Source organism: Antrihabitans stalagmiti, from assembly GCF_016482825.1.
In the GTDB taxonomy this organism is placed as follows: Bacteria; Actinomycetota; Actinomycetes; order Mycobacteriales; family Mycobacteriaceae; genus Antrihabitans; species Antrihabitans stalagmiti.
This window is the reverse complement of the sequence record NZ_JAEMNV010000001.1, coordinates 750938-773831: the sequence shown is the minus strand read 5'-3', so window position 1 is coordinate 773831 and position 22894 is coordinate 750938. Positions and strand designations below refer to the sequence as shown.

Annotated in this window: 27 protein-coding genes; 18 read left to right on the top strand and 9 right to left on the bottom strand. The window is 63.4% G+C overall.

Annotation, left to right across the window (positions count from 1 at the left end; genetic code table 11):
- Nucleotides 1-7: 7 nt before the first annotated feature.
- From JGU71_RS03635 to JGU71_RS03610, 6 genes are read left to right on the top strand one after another with little or no spacing between them, the layout of a single operon-like run.
- Nucleotides 8-340, top strand: a complete 333-nt coding sequence (locus JGU71_RS03635; protein ID WP_199702125.1) for an urease subunit beta — start codon at nt 8-10, stop codon at nt 338-340.
- The gene (locus JGU71_RS03630; RefSeq protein ID WP_199702105.1) at nt 337-2058 is read left to right on the top strand and encodes an urease subunit alpha; all 1722 of its coding nucleotides are present in this window, start codon (nt 337-339) and stop codon (nt 2056-2058) included. The genes JGU71_RS03635 and JGU71_RS03630 overlap by 4 nt, the downstream gene beginning before the upstream one ends.
- Nucleotides 2059-2063: 5 nt before the next feature.
- Nucleotides 2064-2693, top strand: coding sequence for an urease accessory protein UreF (locus JGU71_RS03625; RefSeq protein ID WP_199702103.1), 630 nt, complete (start codon nt 2064-2066; stop codon nt 2691-2693).
- A gap of 36 nt (nt 2694-2729) precedes the next feature.
- On the top strand, nt 2730-3407 hold the full coding sequence (gene ureG / locus JGU71_RS03620; RefSeq protein ID WP_199702101.1) for an urease accessory protein UreG: 678 nt from the start codon (nt 2730-2732) through the stop codon (nt 3405-3407).
- Nucleotides 3400-4071 (top strand): urease accessory protein UreD, encoded by a 672-nt coding sequence (locus JGU71_RS03615; protein ID WP_199702085.1) that lies wholly within the window; start codon nt 3400-3402, stop codon nt 4069-4071. The genes ureG and JGU71_RS03615 overlap by 8 nt, the downstream gene beginning before the upstream one ends.
- Nucleotides 4068-4493, top strand: a complete 426-nt coding sequence (locus JGU71_RS03610; RefSeq protein WP_372433086.1) for an ArsR/SmtB family transcription factor — start codon at nt 4068-4070, stop codon at nt 4491-4493. Before JGU71_RS03615 ends, JGU71_RS03610 begins: the two co-directional genes overlap by 4 nt.
- Here the strand turns inward: JGU71_RS03610 and JGU71_RS03605 are convergent, their stop codons facing one another.
- The 3 genes from JGU71_RS03605 to JGU71_RS03595 form a co-directional block, all read right to left on the bottom strand.
- Nucleotides 4494-5960 carry an FAD-dependent oxidoreductase gene (locus JGU71_RS03605; protein WP_199702069.1) on the bottom strand — a complete coding sequence of 489 codons (1467 nt, stop codon included), beginning with the start codon at nt 5958-5960 and terminating at the stop codon, nt 4494-4496.
- Nucleotides 5961-6093: 133 nt separating this feature from the next.
- On the bottom strand, nt 6094-6888 hold the full coding sequence (locus tag JGU71_RS03600; protein WP_199702066.1) for a helix-turn-helix domain-containing protein: 795 nt from the start codon (nt 6886-6888) through the stop codon (nt 6094-6096).
- Between the two features lie 55 nt (nt 6889-6943).
- Nucleotides 6944-7615 carry a TetR/AcrR family transcriptional regulator gene (locus tag JGU71_RS03595; RefSeq protein WP_199702064.1) on the bottom strand — a complete coding sequence of 224 codons (672 nt, stop codon included), beginning with the start codon at nt 7613-7615 and terminating at the stop codon, nt 6944-6946.
- A 121-nt stretch (nt 7616-7736) separates the two neighbouring features.
- Between JGU71_RS03595 and JGU71_RS03590 the strand changes: the two genes are divergently transcribed.
- On the top strand, nt 7737-9194 hold the full coding sequence (locus tag JGU71_RS03590; RefSeq protein WP_199702062.1) for a cytochrome P450: 1458 nt from the start codon (nt 7737-7739) through the stop codon (nt 9192-9194).
- A gap of 131 nt (nt 9195-9325) precedes the next feature.
- On the opposite strand, the gene JGU71_RS03585 is transcribed toward JGU71_RS03590, so the two are convergent.
- From JGU71_RS03585 to JGU71_RS03575, 3 genes are read right to left on the bottom strand one after another with little or no spacing between them, the layout of a single operon-like run.
- On the bottom strand, nt 9326-9940 hold the full coding sequence (locus tag JGU71_RS03585) for a DUF4865 family protein (RefSeq protein ID WP_233528598.1): 615 nt from the start codon (nt 9938-9940) through the stop codon (nt 9326-9328).
- On the bottom strand, nt 9937-10335 hold the full coding sequence (locus JGU71_RS03580) for a cupin domain-containing protein (RefSeq protein WP_199702055.1): 399 nt from the start codon (nt 10333-10335) through the stop codon (nt 9937-9939). Before JGU71_RS03580 ends, JGU71_RS03585 begins: the two co-directional genes overlap by 4 nt.
- On the bottom strand, nt 10332-10940 hold the full coding sequence (locus JGU71_RS03575) for a TetR/AcrR family transcriptional regulator (RefSeq protein WP_199702053.1): 609 nt from the start codon (nt 10938-10940) through the stop codon (nt 10332-10334). The genes JGU71_RS03580 and JGU71_RS03575 overlap by 4 nt, the downstream gene beginning before the upstream one ends.
- Before the next feature lie 173 nt (nt 10941-11113).
- Between JGU71_RS03575 and JGU71_RS03570 the strand changes: the two genes are divergently transcribed.
- The 11 genes from JGU71_RS03570 (at nt 11114) to JGU71_RS03525 (ending at nt 19792) form a co-directional block, all read left to right on the top strand.
- Nucleotides 11114-11443, top strand: a complete 330-nt coding sequence (locus JGU71_RS03570; protein ID WP_199702856.1) for a hydrogenase maturation nickel metallochaperone HypA/HybF — start codon at nt 11114-11116, stop codon at nt 11441-11443.
- Between the two features lie 3 nt (nt 11444-11446).
- Nucleotides 11447-12316, top strand: a complete 870-nt coding sequence (gene hypB / locus JGU71_RS03565; protein ID WP_199702051.1) for a hydrogenase nickel incorporation protein HypB — start codon at nt 11447-11449, stop codon at nt 12314-12316.
- A 124-nt stretch (nt 12317-12440) separates the two neighbouring features.
- Nucleotides 12441-13496, top strand: a complete 1056-nt coding sequence (locus JGU71_RS03560; protein WP_199702049.1) for an NADH-quinone oxidoreductase subunit B family protein — start codon at nt 12441-12443, stop codon at nt 13494-13496.
- A 43-nt stretch (nt 13497-13539) separates the two neighbouring features.
- Nucleotides 13540-15336: a nickel-dependent hydrogenase large subunit gene (locus JGU71_RS03555; protein WP_199702047.1), complete on the top strand. Its 1797-nt coding sequence runs from the start codon at nt 13540-13542 to the stop codon at nt 15334-15336.
- 30 nt (nt 15337-15366) lie between these two features.
- The gene (locus JGU71_RS03550) at nt 15367-16290 is read left to right on the top strand and encodes a NifU family protein (protein ID WP_199702036.1); all 924 of its coding nucleotides are present in this window, start codon (nt 15367-15369) and stop codon (nt 16288-16290) included.
- On the top strand, nt 16287-16946 hold the full coding sequence (locus JGU71_RS03545) for a DUF5947 family protein (protein WP_199702031.1): 660 nt from the start codon (nt 16287-16289) through the stop codon (nt 16944-16946). Before JGU71_RS03550 ends, JGU71_RS03545 begins: the two co-directional genes overlap by 4 nt.
- The gene (locus JGU71_RS03540) at nt 16943-17581 is read left to right on the top strand and encodes a DUF6084 family protein (protein ID WP_199702029.1); all 639 of its coding nucleotides are present in this window, start codon (nt 16943-16945) and stop codon (nt 17579-17581) included. Before JGU71_RS03545 ends, JGU71_RS03540 begins: the two co-directional genes overlap by 4 nt.
- Nucleotides 17578-18936, top strand: coding sequence for a hypothetical protein (locus tag JGU71_RS03535; RefSeq protein WP_199702027.1), 1359 nt, complete (start codon nt 17578-17580; stop codon nt 18934-18936). Before JGU71_RS03540 ends, JGU71_RS03535 begins: the two co-directional genes overlap by 4 nt.
- Nucleotides 18933-19052, top strand: coding sequence for a DUF6893 family small protein (locus JGU71_RS30530; protein ID WP_372433084.1), 120 nt, complete (start codon nt 18933-18935; stop codon nt 19050-19052). Before JGU71_RS03535 ends, JGU71_RS30530 begins: the two co-directional genes overlap by 4 nt.
- On the top strand, nt 19053-19574 hold the full coding sequence (locus JGU71_RS03530) for a hydrogenase maturation protease (RefSeq protein ID WP_307829475.1): 522 nt from the start codon (nt 19053-19055) through the stop codon (nt 19572-19574).
- On the top strand, nt 19547-19792 hold the full coding sequence (locus JGU71_RS03525) for a HypC/HybG/HupF family hydrogenase formation chaperone (RefSeq protein WP_199702026.1): 246 nt from the start codon (nt 19547-19549) through the stop codon (nt 19790-19792). Before JGU71_RS03530 ends, JGU71_RS03525 begins: the two co-directional genes overlap by 28 nt.
- Nucleotides 19793-19861: 69 nt before the next feature.
- Here the strand turns inward: JGU71_RS03525 and JGU71_RS03520 are convergent, their stop codons facing one another.
- From JGU71_RS03520 to hypD, 3 genes are all read right to left on the bottom strand, one after another.
- Nucleotides 19862-20833, bottom strand: a complete 972-nt coding sequence (locus tag JGU71_RS03520; RefSeq protein ID WP_199702024.1) for a hypothetical protein — start codon at nt 20831-20833, stop codon at nt 19862-19864.
- Between the two features lie 170 nt (nt 20834-21003).
- Nucleotides 21004-21753 (bottom strand): DUF6390 family protein, encoded by a 750-nt coding sequence (locus tag JGU71_RS03515; protein ID WP_199702022.1) that lies wholly within the window; start codon nt 21751-21753, stop codon nt 21004-21006.
- Nucleotides 21754-22887 (bottom strand): hydrogenase formation protein HypD, encoded by a 1134-nt coding sequence (hypD, locus tag JGU71_RS03510; protein WP_199702019.1) that lies wholly within the window; start codon nt 22885-22887, stop codon nt 21754-21756. It lies immediately after the preceding gene.
- Nucleotides 22888-22894 lie beyond the last annotated feature (7 nt).

The window sequence follows — 22894 nt, the reverse complement described above, 5'->3', positions numbered from 1 at the left end:
CGACGACATGATTCCAGGCGAATACTTTTGTGCCGAAGGCGTTATCGAGATCAACGAGGGTGCCGACCGGGTGACGATCGAGGTGGTGAACACCGGCGACCGCCCAGTGCAGATCGGCAGTCACGTGCATTTCCCGCAGGCGAATGCCGCGCTGAACTTCGATCGCGCCGCCGCGCACGGTCGCAGACTGGACATTCCTGCAGGCACCGCGGTTCGCTTCGAACCCGGTCTCGGGCAGTCGGTTTCGCTCGTACCCCTCGGTGGAACGCGTGAGGTCCACGGTCTGTCGTTGACGCCACCAGGAAAGCTCGACTCGACGGTCGGAGACGTGAAGCCATGACAAGCCTGCCGAGAACTCGCTACGCGCAACTGTTCGGACCGACGACCGGTGACCGAATCAGGTTGGCAGACACCGACCTTCTGATCGAGATCACCGAAGACCGTTCCGGGGGGCCCGGGCTCGCCGGCGAAGAGGCGGTGTTCGGCGGCGGCAAGGTGCTTCGCGAATCGATGGGTCAGTCTCGTGCGACGCGCGCAGACGGGGCACCCGACACCGTCATCACCGGTGTCGTCGTCGTGGACCATTGGGGAATCATCAAGGCGGATGTCGGTATTCGCGACGGGCGGATCGTTGCGCTCGGCAAAGCGGGCAACCCCGACACGATGAGCGGAGTCCACCCGGACCTCGTTGTCGGTCCGTCGACGGAGATCATCGCAGGCAACGGCCGCATCCTGACCGCGGGCGCCATCGATTGCCACGTGCACTTCATCTGTCCGCAGATCATGGACGAGGCGCTCGGCGCAGGCATCACCACTCTGATGGGCGGCGGCACCGGACCTGCCGAGGGCAGCAAAGCGACCACGGTGACGCCTGGGGCCTGGCACCTCGCGAGGATGTTCGAAGCGACCGACGGCTGGCCGATGAACATCCTGCTGCTCGGCAAGGGCAACACCGTCAGTGCCGACTCGATGTGGGAGCAACTACGTGCGGGCGCTTCGGGTTTCAAACTGCACGAGGATTGGGGCTCGACGCCCGCCGCGATCGATGCGTGCCTGACCGTTGCCGAGGCAGCAGGTGTTCAGGCCGCACTGCACTCGGACACGTTGAACGAGGCCGGTTTCGTCGAGGACACACTCGCTGCCATCGCGGGGCGGGGCATCCACGCCTATCACACAGAGGGTGCGGGCGGTGGCCACGCTCCCGACATCATCACAGTCGCCTCGTACGCGAATATTCTTCCGAGCTCGACGAATCCGACCCGACCCCACACGGTCAACACACTCGACGAGCATCTCGACATGTTGATGGTCTGCCATCACCTGAGCCCGTCGATCCCCGAAGATCTTGCGTTCGCGGAGAGTCGAATTCGTCCGTCCACCATCGCCGCAGAGGACCTGCTGCACGACCTCGGTGCGATCTCGATGATCGGCAGTGACGCGCAGGCGATGGGCCGCATCGGCGAGGTGGTCATGCGGACCTGGCAGACCGCACACGTGATGAAAAAGCGCAGAGGGTCGCTGGCGGGGGACACCAACGCCGACAACACACGGGTGCAGCGCTACATCGCGAAGTACACGATCTGTCCGGCGGTCGCTCACGGGATCGAGCACGAGGTCGGGTCGGTCGAGGTCGGCAAGCTCGCCGATCTGGTGCTCTGGGAGCCCGCCTTCTTCGGCGTTCGCCCGCACGTCGTCATCAAGGGTGGTGCGATCGCATGGGCCGCGATGGGTGATGCGAACGCCTCCATACCGACCCCGCAGCCGGTGCTTCCGCGTCCCATGTTCGGAGCCGCTCCGAAGGTTGCTGCCGCCACCTCCGTGCATTTCGTGTCCGAACAGGCGATCGAAGACGGTCTCGCCGACCGCCTTGCCTGCGAGCGCAAACTCGTCGCCGTCGGCAACGTCCGCAAACGCAGCAAGGCCGACATGCCGAACAACGATGCGATGCCGCGTATCGAAGTCGACCCCGATACGTTTACCGTCCGCATCGACGGTGCGGTCTGGCAGGAGCAGCCTGCGACCGAATTGCCTATGGCGCAACGTTATTTCCTGTTCTGAGCCGCATGGGACTTTCAACGCTGTTTGCATTGGCCGATTCGCGGTTGCCGACCGGTGGGCACGTCCACTCCGGTGGTGTCGAAGAGGCGATCACGTCGGGTCTCGTTCGCGACACCGTCACCCTCGACGCGTTTCTGCGACGCCGCATCAGGACGGGCGGCCTGGTCGCGGCTTCGATCGCTGCCGCGGTGTGTGCTGGCCTCGACGTGCTTGTCGCCGACGCCGAGACGGATGCGCGAACCCCGTCGCCTGCAGCACGGCTCGCATCGCGCGCGCAGGGCCGGGGGATGGTCCGCCTCGCCAAACATTCATGGCCGGAACATGATTGGTCGGCGCTCGGCGTGCGGCCGCATCAACCGGTCGTTCTCGGCCGGGTCGCTGCGCTCACCGGAGCTTCGGCGACCGAGACTGCGACCGTCGTCGTCTATACAACGATGACGGGCACAGCGACCGCAGCGCAGCGCCTGCTGGCACTGGATCCGAGCGACGTCGCGACGCTGACCATTCGGCTCGCCGATCTCTGCGACGCGACAGCGCACGCCGCAACGGCGACGCTGGCGAGTCTGTCCGATCCGCTGCTCGACGTTCTCGCCCAGCGGCACACCGAACGCGAACGACCACTGTTCGCGTCCTGACGACCACAACGAACGACAGTCACGAGGGAGCAGCACATGCCACCGCATCTGATCGACGGTGAACCGCACAGTCACGTCCACGACCGACCCAAGCGAGTTCGGCAGCCGGGGGAGCCGCTGCGTATCGGTATCGGCGGTCCGGTCGGATCCGGCAAGACGGCCCTCGTCGCAGCACTGTGCCGCCAGCTTCGGGACGAGCTGTCTCTCGCCGTCCTGACCAACGACATCTACACCACCGAGGACGCGGACTTCCTGCGTCGCAACGCGGTACTGCCGGACGAACGCATCACGGCCGTGCAGACCGGTGGCTGTCCCCACACCGCGATTCGCGACGACATCACCGCAAACCTCGACGCCATCGACGATCTGATCGAATCGAATCCGCCGCTCGATCTGATCCTCGTCGAATCCGGCGGTGACAACCTGACCGCGACGTTCTCGTCGGGCCTGATCGACGTCCAGATCTTCGTCGTCGACGTCGCAGGCGGCGACAAGGTGCCGCGTAAGGGTGGACCCGGCGTGACGTTCTCGGATCTGTTGGTGGTCAACAAGACCGACCTCGCTCCCATGGTCGGCGCCGACCTCGGGGTGATGGAACGTGACGCCGTGCGGGTTCGCGAAGGCAGGCCGACCGCTCTCATCTCCCTCACCGAGGATCCTGCCGCTACGAAGGTGTTGACCTGGGTGCGCGAACAATTGGCGGCCGTTGTATAGCGAACTTCTCATCGTCGCCGAGCGCGGCCGGCTGCCGCAGATCTCGGGCTTCGGTGCGATCACGGCGAGGATCACCGATCCCGAAACAGTGCACCTGATCGGTGCGGCAGCGACGCCTCTCGGCGGGGATCGCATCGACGTCACGGTCCGCGTGTGCGCGGGTGCCCGCCTGCGGGTTCGCTCGGTTGCGGCGGCGATTGCTCTCCCCGGCTCGTCGCAACTCACATCGAGCGCGCGGTTGACCCTCGTCGTCGCCGACGACGCGTTTCTCGATGTCGACCAGGAACCGATGATCATTGCCGGCGGCGCCGATCATCGGGCGAAAACCGTTGTACGACTGGCAGCGTCGGCCACAATTCGCGTACGCGAACGGGTCCAGTTGGGCCGAACGGGCGAAACCAACGGTCGCTGGCAGGGTGCGCTCGACGCAGATCTCGACAACGGTCCACTGCTGCGGCACTGCGTCGAACTCGGTGCGACAACCGCGAGCACCGACGTCATCGACGCTCCGCAAGCAGCTGTCGGTGAATTGCGCTATCCCGATTCGCGGCCCGCCGAACTGTTCGGATTATCGGCCGCTCGACTGCCTCTCGCGGCGGGCGGCTCACTCTTGACGTGGCTGGGTGCCCGATTGCCCGCGGATCTCGCTACCGTGGAACGGTGAGCGAGCACACCCCCGAGGATTCGACCCTGTTCGATCCGGAACACGTGGCGCAGGCCCGTGCGGCGATCGCCGCCGCCGACGATCTCGGCCTGTGGGTACGTCGATTCGAACTGCTCGGCGACCCGACCCGGCTACGCATACTGCTCGGCATGCATCGCTCGCCTGGGATCTGCGTGTCGGATCTCGCGGCTGCGCTGTCGATGACCGCGACAGCGGTGTCACAAGCGCTGCGGTTGCTGCGAAACCAAGGGTGGGTCGCGGTCGAGCGGGACGGCAAGAAGATGACGTACCGGTTGGACGACGAGATCGTGCATCGATTGCTGCACGACCTCGGCGCCACCCATGCCACGCCTGTCGGTACGGCTCGTGCGGCGCATACTCACTCGGCTCATACTCACACCGAGCAGGTGCCGCACGACTGATCAGCCTGCTGCTTTGCTTTCGGCCTTTTCCGGCTCGGCTTTGTTCAGCGCGGCCTTCTCGGCTTGAGCTTTGTCGTAGTCGGCCTTCTCCGGGTCCGCGGTCTGGCCCTGTGCGGCTAGTTCCGCAGCCTGCTTCTGGTTGAGTTTCTCCATGGCGGTTCGGGCGTAGACCATCTGCCCGGTGATGGCCATCTGACCGCGGTTGCGACCAAGGAACGTGATGAACCACGCGACGATCGTTGTGAAGCGGTTCTTGTAGCCGACCAGGTAGAACAGGTGCAGAGCGAGCCAGGAGAGCCAGGCGATGAAGCCGGCCATCTCGAACTTGCCGACCTGGGCAACCGCGTTGAACCGCGACACCGTTGCCATGCTGCCCTTGTCGAAGTACTTGAACGGCTTACGGGCAGCTGGATCGTCCTTGCCTTCGAGGCCTGCCTTGATCAGCTTGGTCGCGTACTTCGCACCCTGGATCGCGCCCTGTGCCATACCGGGTACGCCCTGCACCGACATCAGATCGCCGACGACGAATACGTTCGGATGGCCCTTGAGTGTGAGGTCGGGTTCGACGACGACACGGCCTGCGCGGTCGGTCGTCGTGCCGTCGGACTGTTCGGCCAAGAGCTTGCCGAGTGGGCTGGCCTGCACGCCTGCCGACCACACCTTGCACGCCGATTCGATCCGACGCTCGTTGCCGTCTTTGTCCTTGACGGTGAGGCCCATGTAGTCGACGTCCGTGACCATGGCGTTGAGCTGAATTTCGACGCCCATGCTTTCCAGGCGCCGCTGTGCCTTCAGCCCGAGCTTTTCGCCCATCGGCGGCAACACAGCCGCCGCTGCGTCGAGCAGAATCACGCGGCAATCGCTCGGATCGATGTTTCGAAACGCGCCGTCGAGCGTGCGGTCGGCAAGTTCGGCGATCTGGCCGGCGAGTTCGACTCCGGTCGGGCCTGCTCCGACGACGACGAAGGTCAGGCGACGGTCGCGTTCGGCCTGCGATGTCGTCACCTCTGCGGCCTCGAAGGCACCGAGAATACGACCGCGCAGCTCGAGAGCGTCGTCGATCGTCTTCATACCCGGTGCAAAGGTGGCGAAGTGGTCGTTGCCGAAGTACGACTGCTGTGCGCCTGCCGCGACGACGAGGCTGTCGAACGGTGTCACCGTATTCATGTCGATCAGCTTGGACGTGACGGTGTTGTTCGTCAGGTCGATGTCGGTGACGTCGCCGAGCAGGACCTCTACGTTCTTCTGCTTACGCAGGATCACGCGGGTGTAGGGAGCGATCTCGCCCTCCGACAGAATTCCCGTTGCGACCTGGTACAGCAGTGGCTGGAACAAGTGGTGCGTCGTCTTCGCGATCAGGGTTACATCGACGTCGGACTTCTTCAGCGCCCTTGCTGCGGTCAAACCGCCGAAGCCCGACCCGATGACAACTACATGATGGCGTGGCTTAGCAGACTTGATGCCCATTCCCTCGCTCCTCGAAGATTCGCTCGCGCACAAAACTGGCGGCCGAAACTGGACGCCCCGCAACAAACCGTAGTCGGCTTCGTCGTGGCCGTCCTGCCAACGTCCAATTCCGGGCGCGAAAGAGGAAGGGATCTCAGCGTCGAAACGCTGCCGTGGTGAACTCGTCGGCGGGGTAGAAGGCCTCGATCGCCAACTCGGCGAGCGTCACGTCCAGTGGCGTCCCGAACACGGTCGTCGTACTGAAGAAGGCCAGGTCGGGCGAGTTTCCATCGGGCGAGCCGCGAAACCGAACGGGGACGACGAGTGCTCTCGTGTCGTAGGCGCGGTCCATGTCGTCGCCCGGGTACGCGCTTAGTTCCCGGTGCAGCGAAGTGAGCTGGGAATCACCGGTTGCTGCGATCTGGTGGGCCAGTCGGTCGAGGATGTGAGCGCGCCACTGGCCGATATTCGCGATCCGCGGCGCCATGCCATCGGGATGCAGGCTGAGGCGGAGCACATTGATCGGTGGTTCGAGCAGGTGTTCCGCGCAACCCGTCGTGAACAGCGGCACGGCCTCGTTGCCGTCGACCATGTTCCAGTGTCTGTCGACGACGATGGCTGGATAGGGGAGATGGCCGTCGAGAATTTTCCGGATCGCGTCCGACACCACTGCCATCGGTAGATCGCTCAGCTGATGCTCCGCATAGGCCGGGGCGAACCCACCGGCCAGAAGTAGCGAGTTCTGTTCGCGCAACGGGATTTCCAGCTGTTCGCTCAGCTTCAGCAACATCGTCCGGGTCGGCTTGGACCGCCCTGTCTCGACGAAGCTGAGGTGGCGAGCCGAGACTTCTGTGCGAAGTGCGAGGTCCATTTGGCTCATCCGCCTGCGTTCGCGCCAGTGTCGCAAGAGCACTCCGACCGGTTCTTGCGCCTCGAGAGTGGTGGTCATAAAAGGTGACGTTAGAACACGAGGGGAAGGGTGGCCATTACCTCGGAGGTAGGCGTCACGCCCGGCTTTCCGGCACGATCGGACCGCTCACCTGTTCGCCACCGACCGACGCGATTGCAGGCCAGATGAATGCGGTGAGCTGTTCGACGAGTTGGGCGCGGCTGATCGTGCCTGTGGTACTCCAGTCCTCGGCAGCCATCAGCATTGCGCCTACGGTCGCGCACGCCCAGGCGCGTGCAGCGCCGGCAGGCAGGACGACGTCGGTGGACCGCATGATCGTCTCGAGGACGGTCGTAGCCCAGTCGGCCGATCGGTTGAACATCGGTCGCTGGCTGCCGGTCGCGTCGTCGGAGTACCAATCCTGCATTAGCAGCGGATGCAACTTCGGGTTCGCTTCGACGAAACTGCAGAAGAGGTCGATCAGTTCGGCGAGCAACTCCCGTACGGGACGGTGCTGGTCGAGAATAGTGTTGGCCTGCATGGTGATTCGCTCGGTGTGGCGAACAGCCAAGGCATGGACGAGCGCGCGCTGATCGGGGTACATCGCGTAGACGGCCGTTCGTGCGAAGCCGGCTTCGACAGCGATGTCGGAGAACGAGACCGAGGGTCCCGTCCTGGCTATCACCTGCTCCGCGGCATCGAGAAGTTCCTCGCGCCGGACCGCCGCGTCGACGCCGGGACCGGGAGGTCGACCGCGAGGGCGCCGGGTATCGAGATCTCTTGTCACAGATAACTCCCTGGCGTAATGTACGTCACGTACTTTAACGGGCAACGGTGCCCGTCCACGTGTATTGCGAGCCTAGTTCGCACGCAACGGCAGTGGCACCGTTCGGCGCTGGAGGCCGCAGATGGTCACTGCACAACCAACACCCGACTCCGCGCGCAGGCTCGCCCGCGAGAACCGGCGGTTCTTCGAGATTCCCTCCTCGACGCTGCTCGACCGACTGCTTCGGCTCGCCCCCGAACGCAGCAAGGTGCTCGCCGAGCCGCCACCAGGTAGTGGATTGCGTCCCGTCGTCGGCGACATGGCGCTCCCGTTCGTCGGCAACGGCCTGGCGTTTCTGCGTTGGGGTCCGGCATTGCAGCTCGACCTCTACCGACGCTTCGGACCCGTCTCGTGGTGCAAACCGCTCGGCAACACCACGGTCTTCGTGACCGGACCGGAGGCGACGCAGGTGGTCGTCAGCAACAAGGACAAGGCCTTCGGTCAGGGCTGGGATTACTACATCGAACGATTCTTTCCGCGTGGGCTTTTGCTGTTGCAATTCGACGAGCACATGTTCCATCGCAGGCTTATGCAGCACGCGTTCACCCGCGACCGGCTCGACTGGTATTTCGCCGAGCTGACCACGCTGGCGGATACCGCCATCGCGCGCTGGCCGGCGGATAAGGAACTGCAGCTCTATCCGACGATCAAGAGCCTGACCCTCGAGATCGCGGGGGAAATCTTCATGGCGGCCGACGTCGGACCCGAACGGGATCGACTCAACGACGCGTTCGTCGCGTGCACAAGGGCACCGCTGTCGGTGATTCGTTTTCCGATCCCCGGTGGCCACTGGAGGGCGGGGATCAAGGGACGCAAGGTGCTGGAGGAGTACTTCTACCGCATGCTGCCGAGCAAACGTGAGTCCGTCGAGGGAGACTTCTTTTCCGCGCTCTGCCATGCCGAAACCGAAGACGGCGAACGGTTCAGCGACGAAGACGTCGTCGATCACATGATCTTCCTCATCATGGCCGCACACGACACATCGACGATCACCGCGACAACCGTTGCCTACTACCTGGGCAAGCACCCGGAATGGCAGGACCGCGTGCGTGCGGAAGTGCTTGCGCGCCCGGCCGGCCCGCTCGACATCGCCGCCCTCGAACAGTTGAAGACGCTCGAGATGGTCATCAAGGAATGCCTGCGCCTGGTTGCACCGGTGCCAGGACTCGTTCGCAAAACGGTGAAGGACACGGAGATACTCGGTCAGTACATCCCGGCGGGGGTCACTGTCGCCGTGGACAACTGGGTCAATCACCTGCTGCCCGAATACTGGACCGAGCCAGAACAATTCGACCCGGACAGATTCAGTGACGAACGGCGCGAAGACAAATCGCACCGCTACGCCTGGGTGCCGTTCGGTGCGGGCGCGCACAAGTGCATCGGCATGCATTTCGGCATGCTGGAGGTAAAGACGATTCTCGACGCAATGCTGCGCAACTACGAGTGGACGATTCCGGCCGACTACGAGATGCCGTGGTCCTACTCGTCCATGCCGTTTCCGCGCGACGGGGCACCTGTCGTACTGCACCGGCGCCGCTGAGGCGCGCTGCTATGAACTGGATACGCCAGTGAGCGACCGAGTCCTCGATGAGTTGCACGTCGCGATCCAGCTCCTCGAGCTGGGACAACACAAACTCCTCCGCGCGATGGGAGGCCATTCTCTGCTCAATGTCAGGTCGGTGGCACTGAAGTCGATGTCGGTTCGCTGAGATGGAGGACCGAGTAGGTCAGCCAGTCCGGATCGGTGTCGTCCATTTCGGCACCCGCAACGAACTCGACCGTGCACCAGGACGTCGGATCGATTCCGGCAACCGACAGGTGCGTGTGCTCGGACTTCTCGGCGGCAGTCTCGACGTGTGAACGTAAGTCCGCGGCTACCTTCGTCAGGTCCGCGTCGGCGCCGAGCGGAGTCGTCCGGATCCTGCCGAAGCGTACGGCGGCCGCAGGGGCTTGGCCGAGCCTGCGACCGACCGGGACCCAGGTTCTGACCGATGGCCGACCGAAGTCGTCGACGATGGCCTGGAATCCGGCCCGGTTCCACAGAAAGTCTCCCGCTGCCGGTGCGTCGTCCCACAGGTAGAACGGCGCGTACTGGTTCACCAAGGCACCGTCGACGCCACGTTCTCGCACGCAGTACGCCTTGAACCCGAGCCCAGCCCGGTGGTCGAGTGCATGACCCCGAGTGCGGACCCGCTCACGGATGACGGCCATGTCGTAGTCGGCGGGCAAAGCAATCGCGTACTGCATGATCAGCTGCCCCGGCGGCGCGAAAGTCGTTGTGCTCATCCGACTTCCGGCTTCCAGTCCCGTTCGGAAACCTGCTCGTGCCAGTGCACGGAGGCACCGTCCGGGGTTTCGGTCTGCACGGCGACGTGCGTCATGGCGTCGGTCGGGCCCGCTCCGTGCCAGTGTTCCTCGCCTGCGTCGGTCCATACCGCCACGCCGGGACGCAGTTCTATCCGTCGGCCGTCCCGTGTTCCGACAAAGCCCTGCCCTGCAGTGCAAATGAGCAATTGGCCACGTTCGTGCGAGTGCCACGCGGTCCGACCGTACGGTTGAAACGAGACGACATAGGCATGAAGCTGCGGATCGCCATCGGGTGCGATGTGGGCGCCGAACACATCACCCGTGAAGCGTGGATCGTCTGCAAAATGGCTCATCGACCCTGCCATGGACTTCATGATCGCTTTCCCTTCTTCGACTTTCGGGGAGTTGCTACCGGCCGGGGGAGTAGCGCGACTGCGCCGCGCACAGCACGTTCGAAAGGATCCGCACTGCCCGCCGCACGCGCGAGGACGTAGCCGCCCTGGACGACTGCGAGCACGGTCTCTGCGAGATCTGCCGCAGGCGTGCCGGGTGCGATGTCGCCCGAGGTCTGTGCTTCGTCGATGACCTCGACCATCAGCGCGCGGACCCGCTGGAACGCCGTATCCAACATTTCGCAGAGTGACGCGGTGGCGAGAACGTCGGCGTCGCCGGCCATCCGGCCTACTGGACAGCCTTTGAGTACGTCGCGCTGCAGTTCGAGGTAGGCCACAATTCGTTCGCGCGGGCCGCCCGGGCCGTGCAGGACAGCCTCGGCTTTGGTCAGAACAGCGTCGGCGTTGCGCTCGAAGGCCGCCAACGCCAGCTGCTCCTTGCCGGTGAAGTGGTGGTACATGCTGCCTTGGCCGACGCCCGCACCGGCAAGGACTGCCCGCGGACTCGTCGCGGCATAGCCACGCTCCCACAGCAGTGCCCGTGTTGTGTCGATCAATCTGTCCCGCGTGGCTTTGGTGTCGGTCACTCTGTACATACTAGTAGTTACAATCCGATCGGCGTCGGTCACCGGTGGACCGGGCGTGCCAAGTTGGCGAGATCGATCGCGACGTGAAGATCGACCGACACTGCAGGCTCGGACTCGTTGTGTCCTCGCCCCCACCGTCCTACTGTGAGGTAGCGGGCGAGGACGAGGCAGCGATGCACGAGATGTCGATAACGCAGAGCGTCGTCGATGCAGTCTGCTCACATGCCGCTGGTCGTCACGTCAACTCCGTGAAATTGCAGGTCGGCGCACTCTGCGCCGTCGTCCCGGACTCCATGCAATTCTGCTTCGAGTTGGTGACCGAGGGGACCATCATGGAAGGTGCCCTGCTCGAAATCGAGCAACCACCAGGTGCGGCGCACTGTCGTGGCTGTGGAACCGATTTCGCCGTAAGGGACTTCGTGCTTCTCTGCGACTGCGGCAGCGCCGACGTGGATGTCGTATCGGGTCGTGAGCTGCGAATCATGTCGATGGAAGTGAGCTGAACCATGTGTGCGACCTGTGGATGCGGTGACGACGGTGGTGCGGTCATCACTCTGGCCGGCGAGGGATCGCACTCACACGACGGACACACTCACGAGCACTCGCACGATCACGAACACACCGACCACGATCACGACCACGTGCACGATCATTCGCACGTACACGAGCACAGTCACGCTCACGATCACACCGATGAGCACACACACGATCATTCGCACGACCACGCGACCGAGACGATCACGCTCGAGCAGAAGGTCTTGGCGAAGAACGATCTACTCGCCGAACGAAATCGGGGCTGGTTCGCCGGGCGCGGCATCGTCGCGTTGAACGTGATGAGTTCGCCGGGAGCGGGCAAGACGACGCTGCTCGTCCGCACGATCGGGGACCTGGCGGCAACCCGACCGATAGCCGTCGTCGAAGGTGATCAGGAAACGATGCTCGACGCCGAACGCATCGAGGCGACCGGCGCATCGGTCGTCCAGATCAACACGGGAGCGGGGTGTCACCTCGACGCCGAAATGTTGCAGAACGCCCTCACCGCGTTGGACCCGCCCTCGGGAGCGCTGCTGTTCGTCGAGAACGTCGGCAATCTGGTGTGTCCGGCGCTCTTCGACCTGGGGGAACGGTCCAGGGTGGTCGTCATCTCCGTCACCGAAGGTGCCGACAAACCGCTCAAGTATCCGCACATGTTCGCCGCGGCCGACCTGGTTCTCGTCAATAAGTCGGATCTGCTGCCCTATGTCGATTTCGATCTCGAAACTTTCGAAAAGTACGCTCGCTCAATCAATCCCAGTGTCGAGATGATGACCGTATCGGCAACCACAGGTGCGGGAATGGACCAGTGGTACGCCTGGGTGCGCGGCCAGACATTCTAAGTGGCCGCCAACGTTGACAATGGTCTTCTGGAGTAGCAAATTAGTGATCAACATCACACAAGAGGGCCGACGGTCGACTCCGGTGATGTAGGAACCTCTGCCCGGGTTCCGGAAGGCGCTCACTATGCCGACAAAGGAAGCAATAGCAGCCGAAGACACTCTCATCCACGTGCTCTGGATCAATGCGGGTCTCAGTTGCGACGGTGATTCGGTGGCCCTCACAGCCGCCACCCAACCCAGCATCGAGGAAATCGCTCTCGGTGCCCTGCCCGGCCTCCCGAAGATAGCGGTGCACTGGCCGCTGATCGATTTCGAATGCGGTCCACAAGGCGGAGCAGACGACTTCTTGGAATGGTTCTGGAAAGCCGATCGCGGCGAATTGGAACCGTTCGTTCTCGTAGTCGAAGGTTCGATCCCCAACGAACAGTTGCACGGGGAAGGCTATTGGTGTGGTTTCGGCAACGACCGCGAAACCATGCAGCCCATCACGACAAGCGAATGGCTCGACAAACTCGCGCCGAAGGCGACAGCCATCGTTGCGGTCGGGACCTGCGCGACCTACGGCGGTATCCACGCGATGGCCGGAAATCCGACCGGTGCGATGGGGGTTCCCGACTACCTCGGTTGGGATTGGAAGTCCAAGGCAGGCATACCGATCGTCTGCGTTCCCGGCTGCCCTGTGCACCCGGACAACATGTCCGAGACGCTGACCTATCTGCTCTACATGGCGACGGGCCAGGCTCCGATGATTCCGCTCGACGACGCATTGCGTCCGCAGTGGCTGTTCGGCGCGACCGTCCACGAGGGGTGCGATCGCGCCGGCTACTACGAGGAAGGCGACTTTGCCACCGAGTACGGCTCACCGAAGTGCATCGTAAAACTCGGTTGCTGGGGTCCGGTCGTCAAATGCAATGTGCCGAAACGAGGTTGGATCAACGGCGTCGGCGGTTGCCCCAACGTCGGAGGTATCTGCATCGGCTGCACGATGCCGGGATTCCCGGACAAGTTCATGCCGTTCATGGACGAACCACCAGGCGGCAAGCTGTCGACGAAAGCTTCCGGTCTCTACGGTTCGGCAATTCGTAGCCTGCGCAAGGTGACCAAGAAGACCTTGGACAAAGAGCCGCAGTGGCGCGCAAAGGGCAAAGAACTCACCACGGGTGCCACACGCACCTGGTAACTCCAGGCCCGGACCCACGCCTGCCTCTGAGAGGGCGATTCGAATGACAACGATAATTCCAGGTGCCTCCAGCAAATCGACCGGTTCGGACGGCCTCGTCGAAATGGCGTGGGACCCGATCACGCGCATCGTCGGCAGCCTCGGCATCTACACCAAAATCGACTTCAAGCAGCGCGAGGTCGTCGAGTGCCACAGCACCTCGTCGATCTTCCGTGGCTACTCGATTTTTATGAAAGGTAAGGACCCCCGCGACGCCCACTTCATCACCAGCCGCATCTGCGGCATCTGCGGCGACAACCACGCCACGTGCTCCTGCTACGCACAGAACATGGCATACGGGGTGAAGCCGCCGCATCTCGGCGAGTGGATCGTCAATCTCGGCGAAGCCGCAGAATACATGTTCGACCACAACATCTTTCAAGAGAATCTGGTCGGCGTCGACTTCTGCGAAAAGATGGTGTCCGAGACCAACCCGGGGGTGCTGGAGCAGGCGAACCGAACCGAGTCACCGCACGCGGGTGAGCACGGCTACAAGACCATCGGCGACATCATGCGGGCGCTCAACCCGTTCACCGGTGAGTTCTATCGCGAAGCACTGCACGTGAGCCGATACACGCGAGAGATGTTCTGCCTCATGGAGGGTCGCCATGTGCACCCGTCCACGCTGTATCCGGGCGGTGTCGGCACCGTCGCAACGATCCAGCTGATGACCGACTACATGACTCGTCTGATGCGCTACATCGAGTTCATGAAGAAGGTCGTACCGATGCACGACGACCTGTTCGACTTCTTCTACGAGGCGCTGCCCGGCTACGAGCAGGTCGGCCTGCGCCGCACCCTCCTCGGCTGCTGGGGATCGTTCCAGGATCCGGACGTCTGCAACTTCGCTTACAAGGATATGGAGAAGTGGGGCCGCAAGATGTTCGTCACCCCCGGCGTCGTCGTCGACGGCAAACTGGTGACGACGTCGCTCGTCGACATCAATTTGGGGATCCGAATCCTTTTGGGCAGTTCGTATTACGACGACTGGACCGACCAGGAAATGTTCGTGAAGAACGATCCGCTCGGCAACCCCGTCGATCGTCGGCACCCGTGGAATCAACACACGAATCCGCATCCGCAGAAGCGGGACATGGACGACAAGTACAGCTGGGTCATGTCGCCGCGGTGGTTCGACGGCACCGATCATCTCGCCCTCGACACCGGTGGTGGACCGCTTGCGCGACTGTGGTCCACCGCGTTGGCGGGTTTGGTCGACATCGGCTACGTCCAGTCGACCGGTAACAGCGTCAAGATCAATCTGCCGAAGACCGCACTGAAGGGGCCCGCCGAGTTCGAGTGGAAGGTTCCGGTGCACGGCAGCAACACGATCGAACGCAATCGAGCACGCACCTATTTCCAGGCCTACGCGGCGGCGTGTGCACTGCACTTCGCGGAGAAGGCACTCGTCGAGATCCGTGCAGGCAGGACGAAGACGTGGGAGAAGTTCGAAGTACCCGACGAAGCCATCGGATGCGGCTTCACGGAGGCTGTTCGTGGAGTGCTGTCCCACCACATGGTGATTCGTGACGGCAAGATCGCGAACTACCATCCGTATCCACCGACCCCGTGGAATGCCAACCCGCGGGACAGCTACGGCACGCCGGGTCCCTACGAGGATGCGGTACAGGGTCAGCCGATTTTCGAGGAGAACGATCGGGACAACTTCAAGGGGATCGACATCATGCGGACCGTCCGCAGTTTCGATCCGTGCCTGCCGTGCGGCGTGCACATGTATCTCGGCGAAGGCAAGACCCTCGAAAAGTTGCACTCGCCGACACAATCCGTCACCGGCGAGTGATCGACGGTAGACGGCGGGATACAGGCGAACATGGAGCACGAAAGGGACAGCAGCAGCGAGGATTCCGGCCAGTGGCGCTCCGCGGGTGAACGCATCGAGTCGTTGCTCGACGCCAGTTCGGCCGGTGGTGTCGTCGCTCGTGAGCGAGCCGAGCAGCTCGTGCGGGAAGTCGTCGATCTGTACGGCGCGGGCCTCGAGCGAGTCATCGGAGTGTTGCGGGCGACGGGGAATCACGCGGTGCTCGACGAGCTGGCGACCGACGACCTGGTCGCCAGCCTGCTCCTCGTCCACGGCCTACATCCGCACGACGTCGAAACTCGGGTCCGCACTGCGCTGGACAGCGTGCGACCGTATCTCGGCTCGCACGGTGGCGACGTCGAACTGATCGGCGTCGCGGATACCGTTGTGCGGCTTCGTCTGACGGGTAGTTGCAAGACCTGCCCGTCGTCGTCGGTGACACTCGAACTCGCGGTCAAGGACGCTGTCCAGGCAGCGGCGCCCGAAACGACCGACATCGAAGTGGTCGGCGAACCGGCCGCGCCGAAGGGATTGATATCGGCCGAGTCACTTATGGCGAGAGTGCATTCGGTATCGCAGGTGTCCGGATCGTGGGTTGCGGTCCCAGATCTTGCCGAACTCGGTCCCGGTGAGGTCGGGGGATTTGCGGTCGGCGGGTTGTCGATCCTGGCAGCTCGGGTCGGTGACGACCTCTACGCCTACCGCGACCGTTGTCCGGCATGTCTGAACTCCCTTGCCGGCGCAGTACTCGCGCGTCGTGCGGGCGGCGTGGCAGGTGACGCGATCCTGCGTTGCCCGATCTGCCATGCGCACTACGACATTCGCAGCGCCGGTGCAGGCCTCGACGACAGCTCCGAACACCTCGACCCACTTCCGGTCCTGATCAAGGACGGCGTGCTGTCGATCGCCGTACCCGCAGCAGAGGCGGCCGGATGACGACAGGGACCAACGGCCGCATCCCAGGTTCGGCGCTGAGCGTGCTGCGCCGGATTGCAACCGAGCGTCCACGTCAGGTCGTCGGCGAACGTTGCGAGATGTGTGCCGAACCCATCCGCGACGAACATCAGCACGTGGTGAGTATGCAAGGGCGCCAACTGATGTGCGTCTGCCGCGGCTGCTACCTGCTGTTCAGCGACCAGTCGGCCACCCTGCGCTACCGTGCGGTCCCGGATCGTTATCTGACGTTTCCCGACTTCGGGTTGTCGCCGGGACGCTGGGATGCGTTGCAGATACCGGTCGGACTCGCGTTCTTCTTCCGCAACTCGGCTCTCGATCGGACCGTCGCGTTCTATCCAGGTCCCGCTGGTGCAACGGAATCGGAACTGCCGCTGGATGTCTGGGAGGAGGTGTGCGCCGAGAATCCGGAGTTGTCGTTGCTGCTGCCGGATGTGGAGGCGCTACTGATCCGGATACCGGACCGTGGCGAGGGCGATCCCGAGTGCTACCTCGTCCCGATCGACGCCTGCTATCAGTTGGTCGGAACCTTGCGGAAGCTGTGGCGGGGATTCGACGGCGGGCAGGATGCACGCCGTGAGATCGACGGCTTCTTCGAGCAGGTCACCAACCGTGCGCGCGTCGCGAGGCTGCCATGACCGAGCTGGCGTTCGCGGTGCTCGAAGTGACGGCGCAGGCTCACGGGGCTGTGCCGATCCTCAATGCCCGCTTGCGGATAGACGAAACGACTGGGACGCCGGTACGTGCGGTCGCGCTGCGGGCGCAAGTGCGGATCGAACCGCAGAAGCGTCGCTACACCGAGGACGAAGGCGCTGGGTTGCAAGATCTGTTCGGTCCTCGTGAGCGGTGGACGTCGACGCTGCGGTCCTTCATGTGGCTGCAGGCGACCGCGATGGTGCAGGGGTTCACCGACACGTGCGAGGTCGACCTCGCGTTGCCGTGCACCTACGACTTCGAGGTCGCGGCGTCGAAGTATCTGCACGCGCTCGGCGAGGACGGCGTCGTCCCGATCGAGTTCCTTTTCAGCGGAACGGTTTTCACGAAAGGCGATACCGGATTCAACGTCGCCCAGGTTCCGTGGGATCGCCAAGCGTCCTACGACCTACCGGTGTCGGTGTGGAAACAGTTGATCCGCGAACATTTTCCGAGCACCGGCTGGCTTCGGCTCGACCACGAGACGATCGAAGCGCTCGCGAAGTTCAAGTCCGATCGAGGATTGATCAGTCTCGACGAGGCAGTGCACCACCTGCTGCAGCGGGAGGTGAGCGCATGACAACCTATGCGGGAATCGACAATGTGCGAGCGGTCGCGGATGCGGTGCTGTACGAGGGCTACCTGCTGTACCCGTATCGGTCCACGTCGGGAAAGAACCAGTCGCGCTGGCAGTTCGGCGTGCTCGGCCCACCCGGTGCAGCCGATGCCGGCCTCGGCGAGGACTCGTCGATGTCGACACAGGTTGTGGTGCGCTCGATCGGCGACTGTCGATTGTCGATCACCGTCCGCTGCCTGCAACTTCAGCGTCGCCGCATCGAACAGGCGACCGGGGACGGTTTCGTCGCGGTCGGTGACCTGACCGTCGGCGCAACGCGCTGGGTGTCGTGGGACGAAGCGATCGAATGCGAGGTCGAGATCGGACCTGTCGAGCTGGCCAACGTCGGCACCGGGATCGAATTCCCTCTGCATTTCGAGGGTGGTTCGGAGACGGAGGTGTTGCGGCACAACGACGTTGTCGAAGGTCGCGTAGTGCGGTCCAGGTCGTCGCTACACGGGTCCGTGGCGGTCTCGGTCGAGGAAGTCGGAGAGTTTTCGCGCGTGGCCGTTGCGGTTCACAACCGCGGTGGATCCGCCGCGACGAAGGACCAGGCGATCGGCACGTCGTTCATCGGAGCCCATCAAATCCTGACAATCGAAGCCGGGCAGTTCGTTTCGCTACTCGAGCCTGCCGACGACGCGGTTGCCGTGGTAGTCGGCTGCGCTCAGCACCGCTGCTTCCCTGTGCTCGCAGGTGCGCCGGGTGAAACCGACATCGTTCTCGTCTCACCGATCATCCTGTACGACTACCCCGAGGTCGCCGAACAGAGCGGTGGCGCGTTGTTCGATTCGACGGAGATCGACGAGATCCTCAGCCTGCGGATCATGACGCTGACCGACGAGGAGAAGGCGCAGGCGCGGGCGACCGATCCGATGGCGGCGGCGATCATCGATCGATGTGATGCGATGTCGCCGCAGGAACTCGCGCAACTACACGGCGTCCTGCGTGATCCGCACCCACGGATGCTGCCCGAACTCGACGACGAAATCCCCTGGTGGTCCGAGGAATCCGATACCAGCGTGCAGCCCGAGTTGGACGGCATCTCGATCGACGGAGTACATGTCGCGAAGGGTTCGATGGTCCGCTTGAAGCCGTCCCGCCGGGCGGATGCGCAAGACCTGTTCTACGACGGGCAGATCGCGCGAGTCGCGCTGGTGCACGGCGATGTCGACGGCGAGATCCACGTCGGCGTCGTCCTCGTCGACGACCCCGCCAGCGATATGCACGACTGGTACGGCAGGTACCTCTACTTCGCACCCGACGAACTGCAGCCCCTTTCGTCGGATGCGGTCACAGGAAAGGAGATTCGACAATGAGAGTAATTGGAGAAGTCGCCACGATCGCGATGGCGGTGCTGCTCGCCGCCGGTGTGGTCGTGGGCATCAGTTCGCTGCCCGACATCAAGCGGTACATCCGAATGCGGCAAATGTAGGTGGAGCCGTCACAGGCCGACCTGCGATCCGACCCCCGAATATTGGTCGCCGGGATCGGCAATATTTTCCTGTCCGACGACGGGTTCGGCCCGGAAGTGTTGCGTCGCCTGGCAGGACGTGAACTCCCCACCGGCGTGCGCGCGGTCGATTTCGGAATTCGTGGCGTCCATCTCGCCTACGAATTGCTGGACGGATGGGATGCGCTGATCCTGGTCGACGCTGTGCCTGATCGAGGGGAGCCCGGTCGCCTTCGGGTGTTCGAAGTCGACTCCGATCAGGATTTGGGCGCTGCGCAATTCGATGCGCACAGCATGGATCCGGGTGCGGTATTCGCCAGTCTGCGCGCTTTGGGCGGAACGCTGCCACCGACGGTGATCGTCGGCTGTCAGGTCCTCAGCATCGAGGAGGGTATCGGGTTGACTCCCGTCGTCGAGGCTGCGGTCGTCGACGCAATCGATGCCGTATTCGACGTGTTGGAAAGGAGGATCGCCTTATGTGCCTGGGAATCCCCGGCCAGGTAGTGCGAATGCTAGAGGGCTACGGCGATCAACTGGCACTCGTCGACGTCGCAGGAGAGAACCGAAAGGTGAACATAGGCATGCTCGCCGACGGCGTTACCGTGGGACCAGGGGACTGGATAGTGATCCACATGGGCTTCGCCATGGAGAAGGTGGACAAGGCCGGAGCCGATTCCGCCATGGCGGGGCTCGAGATGATGGGTCGGCCGCGGGAGGACTGACCCTCTGCTGGAACATGTTCACCTCGCCAATGCATTGCTGACCTCACATGCCTGATCAGCCATGTGAAGTCAGCAATCGGACGGCGAGGTCGACTGTCGCCAGCGCGGATGCGGCGAGACCGTCGCCCGCTCGATTGCCCGCGTCCAGCGCGCTGCAACGGTGGCAAAGTCGTCGAGCTCCGACCACACCCAGCGCACGACCTCGGCACCACTGTCGCGAAGGCTGTCTTCGCGCCGCTTCTCCTCGAAGATTGCTTCGCTTGGAGTTTGGCCGGGGCGCAGCAACTTTCCGTATTTGGAGGCGCCGTCGAATTCGCCGATCACACCGAGGTCGGGAAGGCAGAAGTCCGTCCGCCCGAGAAACTGCCCGTCCGCGCTGACGATTCGGTATTGCAACTCCGGCGCAGGCAGACCGGCTTCGTGCATGCGCACCCGGCTTCGTGATTCGCCGACGCTCTCACTACGACCGTCCATAAATCGGATGGCGCGACGTGCCGCCGGGGCGCCTGGTCTACGGGGCCAGCGGCGCAATCCGTCGAACAGTTCATCGTGTGTCAGGCCGAACTTTTGCATCGCAGCATCCCCGACGACAACGGCTTGTTCGAACGGGAACGTGCGGGCTAGGTCAACAACCGTCCGCACCGGACCGAAGACCGGTATTCCGTCGATCGCGGTCACTTCGTCGGCAGCGAAGGGTGCTGACCGTAGGTGAGTATGGGTCGAGCTTCGACCACCATTGGATCGATCGATTGTCGACGTGACCTTGCGCAGGCTCGTATTCCATAGCGGCAAGCCGAGCAGCACAGCAGCCGATGTGTGGCTCACTACCGACTCGACGAGGAGTTTCGGCACTGTGGACGAGATCAGCACTCGATGTCGTGCGACGGCGTCGAGGTCGGTCGCTGATTCGGCGGGGCAGTAGACGCCTGGACGAACACGTATCAGGTCGCCGTCGTCGCAGCGTCGTTGCAGTTCGTCGTCGGTGAATCCTTCCGTGAGTGCAGTACTCCGGAAGACGAGCGATGGAAGGTCAGGCGGCACAGCACGAGTCTGGCTACTTTCGGGCTATCGCGATACCGGGGTTGTGGATAACTCCGACCTGGGCTGACTTATCCACAGGAACACGTTCACGTCGCCAATACATTGCGGACCTCACATGCCTGATCAGGTATGTGAGGTCGGTAATCGGCGTGCGACGTCGGTTCGCGCGGTCAACCGACCGAATGAGCCAGCCGGTGATTGGTCCGCGTCAGTTGCCAGTCCGTCCAGTATGCGAGTTCGTCGACCTGCTGAGGGGCTAGCCAGTCGCAGACGAAGTCCCAGTGCACAGCAACGTTGTCGCCGACGTGCAGGTGCGACACGAACTGTCCGCTGTCAACGCGATGCTTCACCGGTCGGTCGACCTCGTCGCCGAGCGCGAGCAAGCCGTCGAACTGCAACGGCCGTGACCGGACGATGACGTCGTCGTCGCGCACCTCGACGACCTTGCCCCACCCGATCCGGCACGAATCCAGGACGTGCACCGGCTGCGGCATTCCCGAGGTGAGCAGGCGCGACCACGGGTACACCCCGAAGACGTGGAATGCATGTGTCGGAGCAACCTCGTCGAGCAGGTCGTCGGTGAGGTGCTTCCAATAGTTTCCGGCAGCGGATGCAAAGCGCGACAACAGCTCCGTGCCGAACTGGCGACGATCGATCGCCGTGGTCAGTTCGCTGCCGGTCCAGTAGGCGCGGACGACGTGGTCGTCGAGCGGATCGGCGTTGCCGCTGAGGTCGGCGATCAACTTCTGATACGGCCACGCACCGCTGAAGCGGCGGGCCAATGCTCCTACATCGGCATCGACCTCATGACCGCACGCGACAGCCTCGAGTGCTTTGCCGTCGGCAGGGCCGCAGTAGCCCAACGCATTCGGGGCATAGGCGTACTGCGCGAACAGCCGGTGGCCAGCCGGCACTGTCATTCAGACTCCCGCCCGCTGACCGACGAGCAACGCGGTGTCACGATGCAGCCGACCGAAGTTGTAGTAGGCGGCGCACGCACCTTCCGGTGACACCATGCAGGTCCCGATGGGCGTTTCGGGAGTGCACGCAGTACCGAACACCTTGCATTCCCACGGCTTGATAACGCCCTTGAGCACCTCACCGCACTGGCACGCCTTCGGATCGGCGACTCGCACACCCGGCATCGAGAAGCGTTCCTCCGCATCGAATTCGGAGTAGTTCGTGTGCACCTTCAACGCGCTCTGCGAAATGAAGCCGAGGCCGCGCCACTCGAAGTGCGGGCGCAATTCGAACGTCTCGGCCATCAGCTTCAACGCCGCAATATTGCCCTCCGTCTTCACAACTCGGGTGTACTGATTCTCGACCTCGCAGCGACCCTCCCGGATCTGGGCGAGGAGCATGTGGACCGAGGCGAGTATGTCGAGCGGTTCGAAACCGGCGACGACCATCGGCTTGCCGTAGACCTGCGGCACGAACCGATACGGGTGCGTTCCGACGACTGTCGACACGTGACCCGGTCCGAGGAAGCCGGACAGTCGAAGGTCGGGCGACTCGAGGATCGCCTTGATCGGCGGGACGATGGTGACGTGGTTGCAGAACACCGTGAAGTTCTTGACGCCCAATTGCTTTGCCCGAACCAGCGTTACGGCTGTGGACGGCGCAGTCGTCTCGAATCCGACGGCGAAGAACACCACCTCCTTGCTCGGGTTGTCGACGGCGATCTTCAAGGCGTCGAGGGGTGAATAGACGAACCGCACATCCGCGCCTCGCGCTTTGGCCTCGATCAGGTTGCCGCGCGAACCTGGCACACGCATCATGTCGCCGAACGTCGTGAAGATGACGGCCGGGTGCTCGGCGAGTGACATGGCGTCGTCGACCCGCCCCATGGGGATGACACAGACGGGACAGCCCGGGCCGTGGACCAGTTCGACATTCGGCGGCAGCAGGTGCTCGATCCCGTGTCGGTAGATCGTATGCGTGTGCCCGCCACACACTTCCATGAACTTGTACTCGTCCGTGCCTGCAAGCTTGTAGATGGATTTGACCAGCGCTCGTGCCGCGGCCGGGTCTCGGAATTCGTCGACGAACTTCATCTGGACT

What these genes read in the sequence shown, in the direction of transcription:
- JGU71_RS03635 (WP_199702125.1), top strand. Translation starts at nt 8, where the DNA reads ATGATTCCAGGCGAATACTTTTGTGCCGAAGGCGTTATCGAGATCAAC.
- JGU71_RS03630 (WP_199702105.1), top strand. Translation starts at nt 337, where the DNA reads ATGACAAGCCTGCCGAGAACTCGCTACGCGCAACTGTTCGGACCGACG.
- JGU71_RS03625 (WP_199702103.1), top strand. Translation starts at nt 2,064, where the DNA reads ATGGGACTTTCAACGCTGTTTGCATTGGCCGATTCGCGGTTGCCGACC.
- ureG (WP_199702101.1), top strand. Translation starts at nt 2,730, where the DNA reads ATGCCACCGCATCTGATCGACGGTGAACCGCACAGTCACGTCCACGAC.
- JGU71_RS03605 (WP_199702069.1), bottom strand. Translation starts at nt 5,960, where the DNA reads ATGGGCATCAAGTCTGCTAAGCCACGCCATCATGTAGTTGTCATCGGG.
- JGU71_RS03600 (WP_199702066.1), bottom strand. Translation starts at nt 6,888, where the DNA reads ATGACCACCACTCTCGAGGCGCAAGAACCGGTCGGAGTGCTCTTGCGA.
- JGU71_RS03590 (WP_199702062.1), top strand. Translation starts at nt 7,737, where the DNA reads ATGGTCACTGCACAACCAACACCCGACTCCGCGCGCAGGCTCGCCCGC.
- JGU71_RS03585 (WP_233528598.1), bottom strand. Translation starts at nt 9,940, where the DNA reads ATGAGCACAACGACTTTCGCGCCGCCGGGGCAGCTGATCATGCAGTAC.
- JGU71_RS03580 (WP_199702055.1), bottom strand. Translation starts at nt 10,335, where the DNA reads ATGAAGTCCATGGCAGGGTCGATGAGCCATTTTGCAGACGATCCACGC.
- JGU71_RS03570 (WP_199702856.1), top strand. Translation starts at nt 11,114, where the DNA reads ATGCACGAGATGTCGATAACGCAGAGCGTCGTCGATGCAGTCTGCTCA.
- hypB (WP_199702051.1), top strand. Translation starts at nt 11,447, where the DNA reads ATGTGTGCGACCTGTGGATGCGGTGACGACGGTGGTGCGGTCATCACT.
- JGU71_RS03560 (WP_199702049.1), top strand. Translation starts at nt 12,441, where the DNA reads ATGCCGACAAAGGAAGCAATAGCAGCCGAAGACACTCTCATCCACGTG.
- JGU71_RS03555 (WP_199702047.1), top strand. Translation starts at nt 13,540, where the DNA reads ATGACAACGATAATTCCAGGTGCCTCCAGCAAATCGACCGGTTCGGAC.
- JGU71_RS03550 (WP_199702036.1), top strand. Translation starts at nt 15,367, where the DNA reads ATGGAGCACGAAAGGGACAGCAGCAGCGAGGATTCCGGCCAGTGGCGC.
- JGU71_RS03545 (WP_199702031.1), top strand. Translation starts at nt 16,287, where the DNA reads ATGACGACAGGGACCAACGGCCGCATCCCAGGTTCGGCGCTGAGCGTG.
- JGU71_RS03540 (WP_199702029.1), top strand. Translation starts at nt 16,943, where the DNA reads ATGACCGAGCTGGCGTTCGCGGTGCTCGAAGTGACGGCGCAGGCTCAC.
- JGU71_RS03535 (WP_199702027.1), top strand. Translation starts at nt 17,578, where the DNA reads ATGACAACCTATGCGGGAATCGACAATGTGCGAGCGGTCGCGGATGCG.
- JGU71_RS30530 (WP_372433084.1), top strand. Translation starts at nt 18,933, where the DNA reads ATGAGAGTAATTGGAGAAGTCGCCACGATCGCGATGGCGGTGCTGCTC.
- JGU71_RS03525 (WP_199702026.1), top strand. Translation starts at nt 19,547, where the DNA reads ATGTGCCTGGGAATCCCCGGCCAGGTAGTGCGAATGCTAGAGGGCTAC.
- JGU71_RS03515 (WP_199702022.1), bottom strand. Translation starts at nt 21,753, where the DNA reads ATGACAGTGCCGGCTGGCCACCGGCTGTTCGCGCAGTACGCCTATGCC.
- hypD (WP_199702019.1), bottom strand. Translation starts at nt 22,887, where the DNA reads ATGAAGTTCGTCGACGAATTCCGAGACCCGGCCGCGGCACGAGCGCTG.